Below are 14,540 nucleotides of genomic sequence, written 5' to 3' on the forward strand. Positions count from 1 at the left end.
TCGTAGGCCACCCGTACCGTTGCGCCATTGATGGCCTTGAACGGAGGCAGTGTACCGTCCGGGTCTGTTTCCAGGACCATTGGGGCTGGGACAACGATTGGGGTCTTGCGCAGCACTTTGAAGTTATTACCTATCATTTTTGCCAGTAGCGCAGGGGGTATGTGGCGGTTATCGTGCAAACGGTCACCCACTATCAGGAATACCGCCATGAACAAGAGGTTTTGGAAAATTTGGGAATCCTGGAATTTTTGGAAGCCTGCAGCTCACGAAAATCTCGATACTTTTAACGACCTCCTTAACGGACCTGTCACTGGCAAAGTCTTGAACCGCACCGGTTATGACATCACCTTCCTCGGCGACGAAGCGTACACGGTCGAGTTTAATGCGGGCGTCCAAAAAAAAAAAGATTGCTGCGGATATTGATGGTCAGGTTTCCAAATATAAGTATGCCTCTTTTAAATTTAGCCCTACTTCTAAGGAGTTGACCAATTTTCATGTCTCAATGGAGATGAATGCAGATGCGGTGGCACTCTTTGAAACTCAGGTTGGCGGCGGAGAGACTCGTTATCAGGTGTTCGTAGGCAGGGAGCTAGAGTACCAAGCCAGAGTGGCGAATATTCAATCTATTGTTGTTAAAATCTTCGATAAAACCAATAGTTCTGGCTTGAAGTACTCCATCAAATCTGTGACGCCTGAGTTTCTGGATTCGCGGCCTCGATCCGCTGAGGTTCTCTTCAGTCAGCCTAACGCCGGTAGTTGAGCCGCGATGGGTGTACATACTTTCATACTACCAATTTACCCTTCTTATCGAGGGGCGGTTAGAAGCATTTCTCGACACAGCGTTAAACCAGTTGGGTGAGCGAGCATTCAACTCTTCTACACCATGGAACGCGTCAGTTGCTCCATGCGGCTCCGTCGTCCAGTAAGTGTTATGAGGCCATCCCAAAATACCCGTTAATGACTGGGTGGGGCTCTCATTAATATAGTTTGACCAGAATTGACGCATCTGAGTACACGTGAGTCCCCAGGCGTCGGGGCGGTTGATACTACCCTTGGGGTGATCGTAAGTTGCAGAACTAACCAACTCCACATAGCGCACGGTGCCGGTGAACGTGATGTCGTAACAGGCGGTTTGCCCATTGTTGTCGGTGACCGTAATACGCGCTGTTCCCGTGCTTGTCGCCACCACCAGCCCTCCTGGATACACCGTCACGATACTTGGGTTTACCGTACTGTAGCGGTAGGGCGGAGTACCACCGCAGGCGTGACGTTGATAGGAAGCATTAGTAGAAGCGGGCGGCATCTTCGGAGGCCGGTTCCGCAGAATAAGGTAGTTGTCGTTGATCGTTTGGGTATGAGGAGAGCCGAAATCCAGTGGCCTGACTTCTTTCAATATTGCCTCGGCTCGATCTACCTGGGGGGTTGGCAACTGATTGGCAGCAAAGATTCCGGCTTTGAGATCAGGGGGCAGGGTCGGCATGGGCTACTGTACTCCCCGGCTAACGGTTTGCGTTGCGATTGAAGTGCTCATGCTGACTCCAGCAAATGATCAGAAGTAGCCATGAGTTTGGGCATTATCACGCTTGGCCGAAACTAGCAGAAATGCTAGGTGAGGGCAGGGAAGAGGCCGCAGCCCAGCCCCCCCGTTTTCGGGGAATCTGCCCGGGTCATCCTCCCCAATGTTCTCTGGTTGTCACGCTAACCCACTGTTATAGAAACTTTTTACCTCTGGCACAGCGCTTGCTAATCCTTCCACAGAACAATAATCCGTTGGAGGTGCTGCATGTCCATCCCACCCGAAACCGCCACTCCTCCTGCGCTTGATCCCCGTCCAGGCACGAGGGCACCGACATGATCTTCAAACTACGCCCAGCCTACGCCGGCCTGCTGCTGAGCGTGGCTCTGATCGGTTTAGGGGTCGTTTACGAAGAACTCTGGTGCGACCTGCGCGAGCTGCAGCAGGAGCCCGCCGACCCGCAGGCCCTGCACCGGCTCAGCCGCGACGGCGTGAACGTGGAGTTCGAAGCCCGGCCGCTGGCCGGCGGCGAGCTGCGCGAGGGCACCTTCGCCAACATCCGCTTCAAGGTCACCGACCAGGCCAGCGGCCAGCCGCTGTCGGGCATGGCGCCGGGGGCGTGGATCGACCCAGCGCAGGCAGCCACGCCGGAAAGCACGCGTGACCAGAGCTGCAAGGCCCGTGTCGCGCTGTTTCTCAAGAGCAGCATCGGCGCCAGGCCGTTGCTCGACCTGAACAGTTACTTCCTGCTGGTGCTGAACAAGGACGCCAGCCTGACGGTGATCGACCCGACGGTGTCAGTGGGTGGCGTCACCAGCACCATGGCACGTATCGACCTGCCGGGCCGGCCCATGGACTGGGTAGCCACCAGTGACGACAAGCAGGTATTCGTGTCGATCCCTGAGCGCGGCAAGGTTGCGCTGATCGACACCGAAACATTCACCCGCATCGCCACCCTCGATGCCGGTGAGATGCCGCTGCGCGTAGCCCTGCAGCCGGACCAGCACCGGCTGTGGGTCGGCAACAACAGCACTGACCCTGCCAAGGGCGGAGTAACGGTGATCGATGTACCGGGCCGCACGACGCTGAAAAGCTTTGCCACCGGGTCGGGGCACCATGAAATCGCCTTCAGCGCCGATTCGCGCTATGCCTACGTCAGCAACCGCGATGGCGGCACCCTGAGCATCATCGACATCCCCGAGATGCGCTTGGTGAAAACCGTTGATGTCGGACCGCACCCGTTGGCTGTGGCCTATTCGCCGCTGTCCCAGGCGGTGTATGTGAGCGATGGCTCGGAAGGCACGGTGCGCGTCTACGATGCTCACAGCCACCAGCTGCGCCACACCGTGCAGGCCGAACAAGGCCTGGGGCCGATGCGCTTCAGCAGCGATGGCCGTTATGGCATCGTGCTCAACACCTTGGAGAATCAGGCGCTGGTGATCGATGCCAGTACCGACCGACTGATCCACCGCATCCCGGTGGCGGCCGAGCCGTACCAGCTGACCTTCACCAAAGGCTATGCCTATGTGCGCGGCCTGGCGTCCTCGAAAGTGAGCATGATCAACCTGGGCAGCCTGGGTGAGGGGCGCACGCCGATCGTTCAGGGCTTCGAGGCCGGTCCGGCCGCGCCGCGACAGGCGGGTGACCTGCCGTTGGCCCAGGGGCTTTCGGTGTCGCGTGATGACAACTCGGTGTTCGTGGTCAACCCGGTGGACAACACCACCTACTTCTATGCCGAGGGCATGAACGCGCCGATGTCCGGCTACAACAACCGTGGTCATCAGGCCCGCGCGGCCATCGTCATCGACCGCAGCCTGCGCGAAGTGGCGCCGGGGGTGTACGGCTCGACGGTGAAAATGCCGGCGGCGGGCAAGTTCGATGTGGCGTTCCTGCTCAACCAGCCACAGATCATCCATTGCTTCAGCACCGATGTGGCCGCTGCCCCCGACGCCAGTAAACGCAAGGGTGCCCACGCTGAGTTCATCGGCCTCGACCAGCCCCTGCCGCAGCACAGCGCCTTTACCGCCAAGGTTCGCATCGTCGGCGATGATGGCCTGCCGAGGTTGGGATTGGACGACCTGACCTTGCGCTACTTTCTGGCCCCGTCGTCGATGCCGCGCAACTTGCGCCTGGAAGAAGTGGGCGAGGGGGTGTACCAGGCCTCGCTGATACTGCCGGAGGCTGGCGCCTGGTACCTGCATGTGCAGTCGCCTTCACTGGGGCGCAAGTTTGCCGAAGACAACTACACCAGCCTGCGCGTCCTGCCGACCGCAGCGACTGCCGCTTCCCCGACTGAAGTGAGGACTGTGCGATGAACGCGACGCATGCATGCAAGCTGCTTGCCCTGAGCCTGGCCCTGGCGGGGTTCAGCAACCTGGCCCTGGCCCACGCCGGCCATGACCACAACAGCCCTGCCGAACCGCAGGCAGCGGCGCGCCAGGAAAAGGCCAGCGTGCGCTTTGCCGATGTCTCGCTGCTGGACCAGAACGGCATGCCGGTGCGCCTGGAGAAGGACCTGGTGGGTGAGCATTTGGTGGTCATGGGGTTCATCTACACCAGCTGCACCACGGTGTGCCCGGTGGTGTCGTCGATCATGGGCAAGGTTCAACAGCAATTGGGCGGTCGGGTGGGCGAGGAGATTCGCCTGGTGTCGATCAGCGTCGACCCGCAGCGTGACGATTCCAAGCGCCTGCAGAGCTACGCCAAGGCGTTCCAGCACGGCCCCGGCTGGAGCTGGCTGACTGGCTCGCCTTACGCCATTACCGAAACCCTCAAAGGCCTGGGCAGCTTCAGCGCCGACCTCACCCAGCACCCGCCGCTGATCCTGGTGGGCGACGGGCGCAGCGGCCACTGGACGCGCTACTACGGCTTTACCGACCCGGCCGTGCTGATTGCCGAAATCAACCGCCTCAGCGCCCGCCGCGTGCACGCCAAAAGTACCGCCATCGCCGATCACCATGAGGTGCAACCATGAGCGCTCACAGCTCGCAGCATGCGACCATGCGCAGCCTCGACTGGCTGGTGTTGGCCGCTTGCCTTTGGATTTTCGCCTCGGTCGCCATGGCCCACGAAGGCCATGCGCCAAGTGGCCCCAGCCCGCAGCCAGCGCCACCGACCATGACCAGCGGCGGCGGCACCCGCGATGCGCAGACCTGGTTCACCGATACCGTGCTGCAGGATCAGAACGGCCGAGAGCTGCGCTTTTACAGCGATGTGCTCAAGGACAAGGTGGTGATGCTCAACGTGATCTTCACCCATTGCACCGACGCCTGCCCGCTGATCACCCGCAAGCTGCGCGAGGTACGCGAGGCGATGGGGCCAGAGCTGGGCAGCCAGGTGACCTTCGTCTCGATCAGCAGCGACCCGCTCAACGACAGCCCTGCTGTGCTCAAGGCCTTTGCCCAGAAACAGGGGGTAGACAGTGCCAACTGGCTGTTCCTGACGGGCGACAAGGCCAATGTAGACCTGGTGCTCGGGCGCATCGGCCAGTTCCTGCCCAGCCCCGAGCAGCATTCTACCCAGCTGATTGCCGGGGATGTGGCTGGCAAGCGCTGGAGCAAGATCCGGCCGGATGCGCCGCCACAGGCCATCGCCCAGCGCATGCAGTTGCTTACCCAGCCTTTGGCAGGCCGGTGAGCCATGAGGGCCTTGGCGTTGCTCATCAGCTTGAGCCTCTGCGGTCAGGCATCGGCGCTGGACCTAAGCGCTAATGAACAGGCTGGCAAACGCCTTTATCGAGAGGGAGTATCGAGCAGCGACGCCCAGCTCACCGCCAGGGTCGGCGCCAGCGACATGAGCGTCCCCGCCAGCGTCCTGCCCTGTGCCAGTTGCCACGGCAACGATGGGCGTGGCCGCGCCGAAGGAGGGGTACGCCCTTCGATCCTCGACTGGCAACGCCTGGCCCTGGGCCAAGGCGCCCGTCAGAGCAACGCCCGCAGCTACCCGGCCTACACCGACGCCAGCCTGGCCCGCGCCATCCAGCACGGCGTCGACCCCGGCGGCAGTCGCCTGGACCCGGCCATGCCACGCTTCGAGCTGACCCTGGCCGATCAGCGCAACCTCACCGCTTACTTGAAACGTCTGGGAGAGGACCGTGACCCCGGCGTGGAGGAGGGCGTGCTGCGCCTGGGTACGCTGTTACCGGCCGACGGGCCGTTGGCCGAGGCCGGGCGGGTTGTGCGCGCCGTGCTCGAAGACGGTTTGGCGCAGCTCAATCAGCAGGGCGGTATTCATGGGCGTCGCCTTGAACTGGTGGTGGTCGACCCTGGCCCCGATCAGGCCGGCGCCGAACAAGCGTTGATGCGAGTGCTCAATCAAGAGCAGGCATTCGCCCTGATCAGCCCGCTGGCGCCAATGCTCGACCAGCGCCTGGCCACGGTGCTCGAACAGCAAGGCGTGCCTTTGATCGGCAGCACGCCACGCAGTGGCGGCAGTTTGCAGATGTTCGACCCGCTGCCAGGCATCGCCACGCAGCTGCTGAGCCTGGCCGTGCATGCCCGCGATACCTTGGGATTGGCGCCGGATGGCCTGCGTGTGGTGTACGCCGGCAGCGATCAGGCATCGCTGGCCGAACAGGTGCGCGAGCGCTTGCATCAGCAGGGCTGGGTACTACCCCCGGTCGAGGCTTTCACCGGTCAGGCGGTTCTCAGCCAGGGTGTTGTCTTCCTAGGGCGCGCTCGGGCCTTTGCTGAATTGGCTGCGACGGCGCAGGCGGCAGGCCGGGAACCCTATCTGTTTGCCAGTTCCGGCCAGGTGGCCGGTGCTGTGGCGACGTTGCCGGCACGGTGGTCAAACCGGGTGTTCCTGGCCTATCCGTTCGTGCCTGGCGACTGGACCGAGCAGGGCCTGGCGACCTTGGCCGGCTTGCAGCAGCGCCAAGGCCTCGACCCGCGCCAGGCGTCGTTGCAGATCAACACCCTGTGTGCCCTGCGGCTACTGACCGAGGCGCTCAAGCAGATCGGTCGCGACACCAGCCGCGAGCGTCTGGTGGCCGCCCTGGAAGGCCTGCACGACATCGATACCGGCCTGACCCCGGCGCTGGGCTTCGGCCCCGGTCGACGACAGGGCATGGCCGGTGCACACGTGGTCGCGGTGGCGCTCCCCGGGCCGCGTTTCATCTCTGTAGCCCCATACCGGCCCGTGCCGGACGGCCCTTGATTGGAGGTCACCATGCGGACTCTATGTTTGTGCCTGATGCTGCTGACGCTCGCCCAGACAAGCTGGGCAGACATGCCTGCAGCGAGGGTCAATGGCGTGGACATCGGGCTGCTGCGCCTGGAGCGCTATTTCAGCGAGTACCTCGAAGCCCAGGGCCGCGCAGTTACCAGCATCCGCAACCCGGCCCTGTACAAACGTCTGCGCGCCCAGGCCCTGGATGACCTGATCGACAAGGAGCTGTTATGGCAGGAGGCCCAGCGCCGGGGCATCGTCATTACTGATGAACAAGTGTCGGCACAGGTTGGTGAAGTGGAAGCGGCGTTCGGCAGCCCGGCGCTGTTCGAAAGGCGCTTGGCGGATGCAGGTTTCGACCGGGCAGCTTACGCTGACTACATGCGCCACGAGCTGGCCTCGCAACAGGTATACGCCCAGCTCAGTGCGGTCCAGGCGCCCACCCAAGCCGAGGTGGAGGCGTTCTACCAGGCCAATCGAGAAAGACTGCAAGGAGCGCAGAACCAAAGTGATAACCCTTCGGTCATACCGGAACAGGGCCTGGTGTTGGCCAGGGCCGCGCTCATCGGGCAATTGCAGACGCAAGCACGGCAAAGCGTGCGCCAACGTTTGCGTGAATCCGCTACAGTGGAGCTCGCTGACTGACGCCCCGAATGGCGTTTCCCCAAAGCTGGGGAATAATGCCTTGGCAAAGTGCCATCAGTTGCCCCGGATGTGGGGCAGCGAATCGGCGGCTGCTCCAGTAGTAATCACAGGCCTCAGTAAAATCAACGACTTAAAGCGGTGCAACATGACTATTCACGCCTGGCACGAAGCCTGCTCAAGCCTTACCAAGGCCGCACTTCGCAGACCGGGTAACCGGGCAGTTCTTGGGAGTCGACCTTGGTGAACAGAGTATTGGTAGTCGATGACGAACAGACCCTTGCGCAGAACCTGCAAGCGTATCTGCAGGCGCAAGGCCTGGAAGTCCGTGTTGCCCACGACGGTGCCAGTGGTATTGGCCTGGCTGAAAGCCTGGCACCGAGTGTGATTGTGCTGGATTACCGCTTGCCCGATATGGAGGGGTTTCAGGTACTGGAGACCGTGCGCAAGAACAGGCAATGCCACTTCGTGCTGATCACCGCCCACCCGACCGCCGAGGTCCGTGAGCGCGCCGCCGAGCTGGGAGTGACCCATGTCCTGTTCAAGCCGTTCCCACTGGTGGAACTGGCCCGCGCGATCTTCGACCTGATGGGCATCGAGCGCCGGCGCAGGGCCACGGACAACCCGGCAGATGGGTTCGTCGAGCGACGCCAGTCGAGGAACGAATCGTTCCCCCTGCAGTTGTTCGATGGTAGCTGGGTCCTGGCCGACCGCCGCCGTAATGGCGCCAATCCCCCTGGACCGGACGACGACCAACTGCTCACTGGGGAATAGCGGCGCCCGCAGCCCTCACCGAGCCTGCGACGCGCCCCCTGAGCGGAGTCGCAGGCCATGTCCGATGCATTCGATCACACCGTTTCGGCCTATCCCCGGGACCTTCTGGCCCAGGCCCGCCTGCAAGCCAGCGACGAGCGCCTGCTCAACTGCCTGGAACGCCTGTCCTGCGACACCCCCGACACCTTCGTCCGCCGCCTGGCCACCACCCTGCATTACCCGGTGCTGGACAGCCAGGCGCTGCTGGCCAGCACCCCGCGTTTCGATCAGGTCAGCCTGGCCCAGTGCCTGAAGCGTGAGTTCGTCCTGATAGAGCAGGGCGGTGAACGGCTTGGCGTGTTCGCCGACCCCTTCGACCACACCCGCCTGGCCTGGATCGACGACGTGCTGCAAGGCGCGCCGCTGTACCTGGCCCACGCCGCCGACCTGGCCACCTTCCTGGCCCGCCACGAAGAAAGCTTCCACGCTGTCGATGCCCTCGACCACGACGCCGAAACCAGCAGTGAAAGCGACCCGCTGCAACGCCTGTCGCTGACCAGCATCAGCGAAGACCAGAGCAAGGTGGTCAAGCTGGTCAACTCGACCCTCTACGACGCCCTCAAGCAGCATGCCAGCGATATCCACCTAGGCATGACCGGCCAGGGCCTGACCATCAAATACCGCATCGACGGCGTGCTCAACGCTGCCGGCAAGGCCAGCGGCAGCGCCTTCGCCGACCAGGTGATCTCGCGCATCAAGGTCATGGCCGAGCTGGACATCGGCGAGAAGCGCGTGCCCCAGGACGGCCGCTTCAAGGTCGCGGTCGGCGAGCGCCAGATCGACTTTCGTGTGTCGATCATGCCCAGCATCTTCGGTGAAGACGCCGTGCTGCGGGTACTCGACAAGCAAGACCTGTCCGACCGGGTCAGCGGTGTGCAGCTACAGGCCCTGGGCTTTGCCGACGAAACCCTGCGCGCCCTGCGCCGCCTGGCTGGCGAGCCCTACGGCATGATCCTGGTCACCGGCCCCACCGGCAGCGGCAAGACCACCACCCTGTACGCCATGATCAGCGAGATCAACCACGGCGTGGACAAGATCATCACCATCGAAGACCCGGTCGAATACCAGCTGCCCGGCGTGCTGCAGATCCCGGTCAACGAGAAGAAGGGCCTGACCTTCGCCCGCGGCCTGCGCTCGATCCTGCGCCATGACCCGGACAAGATCCTGGTCGGCGAAATCCGCGACCCCGACACCGCGCAGATCGCCGTGCAGTCGGCGCTCACCGGCCACTTGGTGTTCACCACCATCCACGCCAACAACGTCTTCGATGTGATCGGCCGCTTCAGCCAGATGCAGGTCGACCCCTACAGCTTCGTCTCTGCGCTGAACGCCGTGTTGGCCCAACGCCTGATCCGTCTGGCCTGCCCACACTGCTGCAGCCTCTGCGAAGTCGACGACGACCTGCTTGCCGCCTCGGGCCTGACCCGCGACGCCGTACACGGCTGGAAGTTCGTCCGCGCCCAAGGCTGTGGCCAGTGCCGTGGCAGTGGCTATCGCGGGCGCAGCGCCATTGCCGAACTGCTGCACCTGGACGACGACCTGCGGCAGATGATCGTCGAACGCCGCCCGCTGGCGCAGATCAAGGCGCTGGCCTGCCAACGCGGCCTGCGCCTGCTGCGCACGTCCGCCCTGGACCTGGTCCGCGAGGGCCGTACCACACTCGAGGAGATCAACCGTGTCACATTCATTGCGTGATCGAGCCTCCAATCAATACTGCGCCGTGCTCGGCGCAGAGGGTGTCGGCCTGGGGCGCTGGCATGGCAGCCAGCACCAGTGGCTGGGCAGCCGCGCCTTCACCTGCGAGGCCGCGCAACCGGCCTGGCAAGCGGCGCTGCAAGCGCTCAGCGCCCTGTTGGCCGAACACGCCGTGCGTGGCGGCCAGTTGCAGGTGCTGCTGTCAGCCCGCTACAGCCGCTTCTGCCTGGTGCCCTGGAGCGATGCCATCAGCCACCCACGCGAGCTGGATGCCTACGCCCGAGCCTGTTTCGAAAACCTCTACGGGCAGTCGCTGGACGACTGGCGCATCGTCCTGTCGCCAGAGCCAGCGGGTGCCGCGCGTATCGCCACCGCGCTGCCCGACGCCCTGCTGCAGGGCCTGCAGGCACTGGGCCAGGAGAGCCATCTACGGCTGCGTTCGGTACAGCCGTACCTGATGGCCGCCTACAACCGTTGCTCGGCGCAGCTGCAAGCAGGTGACTTCCTCTTCGTCCTCGCCGAGCCCCGCCGCAGTGTGCTGCTACTGGCTTGCGGTGGCGCCTGGCAGCAAGTGCTGGCCCAGGGCTGCGCCGACAGTGACCAGGCGCTGCAAGCGCTGATCGAGCGTACTTGCGAGCTGTACGGTGAGCAGATGCCGCAGGTCTACCTGCATGCCCCAGGCCGGGGCGACGTGCCGCAACTGGCGGCGGTGCAACTGTGCCAACCGGCCAGCGAAACCGACCCGCTGTGCGCCATGTGGCGGGCGGTGGCCTGAGATGCGCCGCCTGGATCTGGAATTCCAACCCCGGCGCAGCAGCCCGCTGGCCTGGTCGCTGCTCGCCCTCGCGGGCGCCGTGGTGGCGGTGCTGGTCCTGCTGCAACAACACCTGCAAAACGAGCAGGTGGATCTGGAAGCGCGTGTGCATGGTCTGGAACTGCAATTGGGCCGCCGCCCGGCCACCGTCGCACCCCAGAGCAGCGCCGCCAGCCGCGAACAGGCCGAACGCCTGGCGCAGATGCGTAGCGTCTCACAGCAACTGCAACGGCCCTGGCAACAACTGTTCGCCATGCTCGAAGCGCTGCCACAGGACGACGTCGCGCTGCTCGGCCTGACCCCCGATGCGCGCAAGGGCCAGGTCCGCATCGCCGCCGAGGCGCGCAACCTGGAAGCGATGCTGCAGTACCACCACCGCCTGGAACAGAGCGCCGAGCTCAGCGATGTGTCGCTGCTCAACCACGAGGTGCTGGCGGGCCAGCCCGAACACCCGGTGCGCTTCACCCTCACCGCCACCTGGGAGACCGGCCATGCGCGTCCCTGAGTCGATAAGCCGCCTGATCATTCAGGAGCAGTTGCATCGCATCGGGCCGGTCGGGCTGGCTGCAGCCGCAGTGGCTGTGCTGGCAGCGGGTGTAGCCCTGGCGGGAGTGCTGCCGCAGTGGCAGGCCCTGCGCGAACTGCGCGCCACCGAAGCCGATGCCAGCGCCCAGGTAGAGCGGGTCAAGCGCGGCGAGCTGAAGATCGCAGTCAAGCCCGAACAGCAAGCGCTGGACAGCCTGCGCCAGCAACTGCCGGGGCAACCCGAGGCCAGCGAACTGATCGAGCGCCTGTACCAACTGGCCAGCGCCGAGCGCATCAATCTGGCCCGTGGTGAATACGCACTCGGCGTCGATCCCAAGACCCAGCTGGCGCGCTACCAGATCGTCCTGCCGGTGCGCGGCAGCTACCCGCAGATCCGCAGCTTCCTGCGCGGCCTGCTGGGCCAGCTGCCGACCCTGGTGCTGGAAGACCTGGAGCTGCAACGCAAACGCATCGGCGACAGCGAGCTCAACGGCCGCCTGCGCATGACCCTTTACCTGTCGAGGTCGTGATGAACATTCAGCGTGCAGTGATGTGGGCAGCTTTTCTTGGGGTGGCCGGGGCATTGGCTTGGGCGCCGGGGCATTGGTTTGGCGAGGAAGACAGCGTCGGCCCCATCGCGGATGAATCCGCTCCTACAAGCGCCGCTGCCCCTGTAGGAGCGGATTCATCCGCGAAGAGGCCCGAACAGGCATCCAAAGACCTGTTCCCCCGCCAGCAATGGACCCAACCGCAAAACCTGGCGGTCGTCACCGAACAACCCGTGATCGCCACCCCCGTAGCCGCCGCCGCCCCCACAGCCCCCGCGCTGCCGTTCCAGTTCATCGGCCGCCTCGGCGACCGCGACGACCTGCAGATCTTCCTGCAGAGCGGCGCAAAGCTCTACGTCGTGCGCCAGGGCGACGTGATCGACGACACCTACCGCCTCGACAGAGTCTCGGCCAACGAGCTGGACCTGGTTTACCTGCCTTTGCACCAATCACAGACCTTGTCTGTAGGGAGCGCACCATGAAGCCATCGAAGTTGTGCAAGCCTGCTCCGTTCATGCTCCTGGCGCTCTGCGTGGCCATTGCCGGCTGCGGCTCCAGCGCGGTGCGCAAGGACAGCCAGGAACTGATGAAAGACGGCCAGTACGAAGCCGGCATCGCTCGCCTGGAAGAGGCCCTGCGCGACGACCCGCGTGACACCGACCTGAACATCGCCCTGGCCCACGGCCGCCAGGAAGCGGTAGAGGCGCTGATCACCCAGGCTGACAGTGACCGCGCCCGCCACGACTTCGCCGCCGCCCGCATCGGCTACGGCCGCGTGCTGACCATCGAGCCGAACAACCGCCGCGCCCAGGAGGGCATACGCCAGCTTGAACTGGTACGCACCCTAGACGACCGCGTGGCCCTGGGCCAGGCGGCCTTGCGCCAGGGCGACCTGTTCGGCGCCGAGCGCTACATGCGCGAAGTGCTGCGCCTGGACCCGCAAAACCAGAAGGGCATCATGCTGCGCAGCGACATCGAGAACGTCCAGGCACGCACCGCGCAGCCGTTCCCGCAACTGCGCAGCAAGCTGGAACGCCCGGTCACCCTGGAATTTCGCGATGCAGAGCTGAAGACCATCTTCGAAGTGCTGTCGCAGGTGGCCGGCATCAACTTCATTTTTGACAAGGACCTGCGCCCGGACATGAAGGCGACCATCTTCGTGCGCGAAGTGCGCATCGAGGACGCCATCGCGCTGCTGCTGGAGCAGAACCAGCTGCGCCAGAAGATCGTCAACGACAACACCCTGCTGGTCTACCCCGACTCGCCACAGAAGACCAAGGACTATCAGGAACTGGTCATGCGCACCTTCTACCTGACCAGCATCGACGCCAACACCGCGCTGAACATGGTCAAGACCATGCTCAAGACCCGCGACGTGTTCGTCGACGAGCGCCTCAACACCCTGACCATGCGCGACACCCCAGACGCCGTGCGCATGGCCGAGAAGCTGCTGCAGTCCCAGGACCAGTCCAACCCCGAGGTGGTGCTGGAAGTGGAGGTGATGGAGGTGGCCCGCTCGCGCATCCTCGACCTCGGCCTGCAATGGCCCAACACCTTCGGTGTACTCAACGATGAAGGCAACCCGGTCAGCGTGCTCGACCAGTTGCGCGGCATCAACTCCAGCCGCATCAGCATTTCGCCGGCGCCGCAGGCCAAGATCAACGCCCAGGACAAGGACATCAACACCCTGGCAAGCCCGGTGATCCGCGTCAGCAACCGTGAGCAGGCGCGCATCCACATCGGCCAGCGCGTGCCGATCATCAGCGCCACGTCGGTGCCGTCCACCCAAGGCCCGGTGATCACTGAAAGCGTCACCTACCTGGACGTCGGTTTGAAGCTCGAAGTGCAGCCCACCGTGCACCTGAACAACGAAGTGGCGATCAAGGTGGCGCTGGAGGTCAGCAACGCCACGCCACTGGAGCCGACCCGCCAGGGCACCATCCCGGTTCAGGTCGACACCCGCAACGCACAGACCAGCCTGCGCCTGCACGACGGCGAAACCCAGGTGCTGGCGGGCTTGGTGCGTAACGACAAGACCTCCAGCGGCAACAAGATCCCCGGCCTTGGCGACATCCCTGGCCTGGGCCGGCTGTTCGGCAGCAACCGCGATGACATGAGCAAGTCCGAGCTGGTGCTGGCGATCACCCCGCGCATCGTGCGCAACCTGCCATACCAGAGCCCGTCGGACATGGAGTTTGGTACCGGCACCGAATCCGCCATGCAGGTGCGGCAAATGACCCAGCCGCTGCCCGCCAGTGCGCTGCCCGCCGACGACCCGAGCGATGCCCCCGTGGCTGAAAGCCAGATGGCGGTGGTGCCAGCTACCCGGAGCCCACGCCCATGAAACGCCGGCAGCAAGGCTTCAGCCTGATCGAGGTGGTGCTGACCCTGGCACTGCTCGGGCTGCTCGCCAGCATGGCCGCGCCGCTGACCGAAACCGTGGTGCGCCGTGGCAAGGAGCAGCAACTGCGCGAGGCGCTGTACCAGGTCCGCGATGCCATCGACGCCTACAAGCGCGCCTTCGACGCCGGCTTCATCGAAAAGCGCCTGGATGCCAGCGGCTACCCGCCGAACCTGCAGGTACTGGTCGACGGCGTGCGCGATGTGCGCAGCGCCAAGGGCGCCAAGTTCTACTTCCTGCGGCGCATCCCGCACGACCCGCTGCTGGCGGCCAAGGGCGAGGATGGCGGGGGCTGGGGCCTGCGCGCCTACGACAGCAGCCCGGACAACCCGCGTGAAGGCGAAGACGTCTTCGACGTGTACTCCAAGGCCCGCGGCAAGGGCCTCAACAACATCCCCTACGGGCAATGGTGACGGC

The 14,540-nt window shown here is 64.1% G+C and carries 16 protein-coding genes; 15 read left to right on the plus strand and 1 reads right to left on the minus strand.

All coding sequences use genetic code 11. The features are described from left to right. Positions 1 to 207: 207 nt before the first annotated feature. Positions 208 to 423, plus strand: coding sequence for a hypothetical protein (locus tag ACIQUF_RS03070; RefSeq protein ID WP_403128258.1), 216 nt, complete (start codon positions 208 to 210; stop codon positions 421 to 423). Then, on the plus strand, positions 383 to 760 hold the full coding sequence (locus ACIQUF_RS03075; RefSeq protein WP_403128261.1) for a hypothetical protein: 378 nt from the start codon (positions 383 to 385) through the stop codon (positions 758 to 760). The genes ACIQUF_RS03070 and ACIQUF_RS03075 overlap by 41 nt, the downstream gene beginning before the upstream one ends. Before the next feature lie 27 nt (positions 761 to 787). Here the strand turns inward: ACIQUF_RS03075 and ACIQUF_RS03080 are convergent, their stop codons facing one another. Then, a complete protein-coding gene (locus ACIQUF_RS03080) occupies positions 788 to 1,480 on the minus strand; it encodes an Ig-like domain-containing protein (protein WP_403128264.1) in 693 nt (230 codons plus the stop codon). A 371-nt stretch (positions 1,481 to 1,851) separates the two neighbouring features. Between ACIQUF_RS03080 and ACIQUF_RS03085 the strand changes: the two genes are divergently transcribed. From ACIQUF_RS03085 to ACIQUF_RS03145, 13 genes are all read left to right on the plus strand, one after another. Then, positions 1,852 to 3,831: a cytochrome D1 domain-containing protein gene (locus ACIQUF_RS03085; RefSeq protein ID WP_403128268.1), complete on the plus strand. Its 1,980-nt coding sequence runs from the start codon at positions 1,852 to 1,854 to the stop codon at positions 3,829 to 3,831. Then, positions 3,828 to 4,490 (plus strand): SCO family protein, encoded by a 663-nt coding sequence (locus tag ACIQUF_RS03090; RefSeq protein WP_403128271.1) that lies wholly within the window; start codon positions 3,828 to 3,830, stop codon positions 4,488 to 4,490. Before ACIQUF_RS03085 ends, ACIQUF_RS03090 begins: the two co-directional genes overlap by 4 nt. Further along, positions 4,487 to 5,152 carry an SCO family protein gene (locus ACIQUF_RS03095; protein WP_403128274.1) on the plus strand — a complete coding sequence of 222 codons (666 nt, stop codon included), beginning with the start codon at positions 4,487 to 4,489 and terminating at the stop codon, positions 5,150 to 5,152. Before ACIQUF_RS03090 ends, ACIQUF_RS03095 begins: the two co-directional genes overlap by 4 nt. A 3-nt stretch (positions 5,153 to 5,155) precedes the next feature. Continuing rightward, on the plus strand, positions 5,156 to 6,673 hold the full coding sequence (locus tag ACIQUF_RS03100) for an ABC transporter substrate-binding protein (protein WP_403128277.1): 1,518 nt from the start codon (positions 5,156 to 5,158) through the stop codon (positions 6,671 to 6,673). 12 nt (positions 6,674 to 6,685) lie between these two features. Next, positions 6,686 to 7,330 (plus strand): SurA N-terminal domain-containing protein, encoded by a 645-nt coding sequence (locus tag ACIQUF_RS03105; protein ID WP_403128280.1) that lies wholly within the window; start codon positions 6,686 to 6,688, stop codon positions 7,328 to 7,330. Positions 7,331 to 7,567: 237 nt separating this feature from the next. Continuing rightward, positions 7,568 to 8,101, plus strand: coding sequence for a response regulator (locus ACIQUF_RS03110; RefSeq protein ID WP_403128283.1), 534 nt, complete (start codon positions 7,568 to 7,570; stop codon positions 8,099 to 8,101). Positions 8,102 to 8,158: 57 nt separating this feature from the next. Then, positions 8,159 to 9,835, plus strand: coding sequence for a GspE/PulE family protein (locus tag ACIQUF_RS03115; RefSeq protein ID WP_403128286.1), 1,677 nt, complete (start codon positions 8,159 to 8,161; stop codon positions 9,833 to 9,835). Continuing rightward, positions 9,816 to 10,610 carry a hypothetical protein gene (locus ACIQUF_RS03120; RefSeq protein WP_403128290.1) on the plus strand — a complete coding sequence of 265 codons (795 nt, stop codon included), beginning with the start codon at positions 9,816 to 9,818 and terminating at the stop codon, positions 10,608 to 10,610. Before ACIQUF_RS03115 ends, ACIQUF_RS03120 begins: the two co-directional genes overlap by 20 nt. A gap of 1 nt (position 10,611) precedes the next feature. After that, a complete protein-coding gene (locus ACIQUF_RS03125; RefSeq protein ID WP_403128293.1) occupies positions 10,612 to 11,154 on the plus strand; it encodes a pilus assembly protein in 543 nt (180 codons plus the stop codon). Continuing rightward, on the plus strand, positions 11,141 to 11,704 hold the full coding sequence (pilO, locus tag ACIQUF_RS03130; protein WP_403128296.1) for a type 4a pilus biogenesis protein PilO: 564 nt from the start codon (positions 11,141 to 11,143) through the stop codon (positions 11,702 to 11,704). The genes ACIQUF_RS03125 and pilO overlap by 14 nt, the downstream gene beginning before the upstream one ends. Then, positions 11,704 to 12,204 carry a hypothetical protein gene (locus tag ACIQUF_RS03135; RefSeq protein WP_403128300.1) on the plus strand — a complete coding sequence of 167 codons (501 nt, stop codon included), beginning with the start codon at positions 11,704 to 11,706 and terminating at the stop codon, positions 12,202 to 12,204. The genes pilO and ACIQUF_RS03135 overlap by 1 nt, the downstream gene beginning before the upstream one ends. Then, on the plus strand, positions 12,201 to 14,066 hold the full coding sequence (locus tag ACIQUF_RS03140) for a secretin N-terminal domain-containing protein (RefSeq protein ID WP_403128303.1): 1,866 nt from the start codon (positions 12,201 to 12,203) through the stop codon (positions 14,064 to 14,066). Before ACIQUF_RS03135 ends, ACIQUF_RS03140 begins: the two co-directional genes overlap by 4 nt. Further along, positions 14,063 to 14,536 (plus strand): type II secretion system protein, encoded by a 474-nt coding sequence (locus ACIQUF_RS03145; RefSeq protein ID WP_403128306.1) that lies wholly within the window; start codon positions 14,063 to 14,065, stop codon positions 14,534 to 14,536. Before ACIQUF_RS03140 ends, ACIQUF_RS03145 begins: the two co-directional genes overlap by 4 nt. Positions 14,537 to 14,540: the final 4 nt, after the last annotated feature.

The organism is Pseudomonas sp. NPDC090233 (genome assembly GCF_044772285.1).
Taxonomy (GTDB): domain Bacteria; phylum Pseudomonadota; class Gammaproteobacteria; order Pseudomonadales; family Pseudomonadaceae; genus Aquipseudomonas.

Excerpts from the sequence above, each read along its gene's own strand:
- ACIQUF_RS03080 (WP_403128264.1), bottom strand. The coding sequence starts at position 1,480 with ATGCCGACCCTGCCCCCTGATCTCAAAGCCGGAATCTTTGCTGCCAAT.
- ACIQUF_RS03075 (WP_403128261.1), top strand. The coding sequence starts at position 383 with ATGCGGGCGTCCAAAAAAAAAAAGATTGCTGCGGATATTGATGGTCAG.
- ACIQUF_RS03125 (WP_403128293.1), top strand. The coding sequence starts at position 10,612 with ATGCGCCGCCTGGATCTGGAATTCCAACCCCGGCGCAGCAGCCCGCTG.
- ACIQUF_RS03140 (WP_403128303.1), top strand. The coding sequence starts at position 12,201 with ATGAAGCCATCGAAGTTGTGCAAGCCTGCTCCGTTCATGCTCCTGGCG.
- pilO (WP_403128296.1), top strand. The coding sequence starts at position 11,141 with ATGCGCGTCCCTGAGTCGATAAGCCGCCTGATCATTCAGGAGCAGTTG.
- ACIQUF_RS03085 (WP_403128268.1), top strand. The coding sequence starts at position 1,852 with ATGATCTTCAAACTACGCCCAGCCTACGCCGGCCTGCTGCTGAGCGTG.
- ACIQUF_RS03145 (WP_403128306.1), top strand. The coding sequence starts at position 14,063 with ATGAAACGCCGGCAGCAAGGCTTCAGCCTGATCGAGGTGGTGCTGACC.
- ACIQUF_RS03115 (WP_403128286.1), top strand. The coding sequence starts at position 8,159 with ATGTCCGATGCATTCGATCACACCGTTTCGGCCTATCCCCGGGACCTT.
- ACIQUF_RS03090 (WP_403128271.1), top strand. The coding sequence starts at position 3,828 with ATGAACGCGACGCATGCATGCAAGCTGCTTGCCCTGAGCCTGGCCCTG.
- ACIQUF_RS03105 (WP_403128280.1), top strand. The coding sequence starts at position 6,686 with ATGCGGACTCTATGTTTGTGCCTGATGCTGCTGACGCTCGCCCAGACA.
- ACIQUF_RS03135 (WP_403128300.1), top strand. The coding sequence starts at position 11,704 with ATGAACATTCAGCGTGCAGTGATGTGGGCAGCTTTTCTTGGGGTGGCC.
- ACIQUF_RS03095 (WP_403128274.1), top strand. The coding sequence starts at position 4,487 with ATGAGCGCTCACAGCTCGCAGCATGCGACCATGCGCAGCCTCGACTGG.
- ACIQUF_RS03070 (WP_403128258.1), top strand. The coding sequence starts at position 208 with ATGAACAAGAGGTTTTGGAAAATTTGGGAATCCTGGAATTTTTGGAAG.
- ACIQUF_RS03100 (WP_403128277.1), top strand. The coding sequence starts at position 5,156 with ATGAGGGCCTTGGCGTTGCTCATCAGCTTGAGCCTCTGCGGTCAGGCA.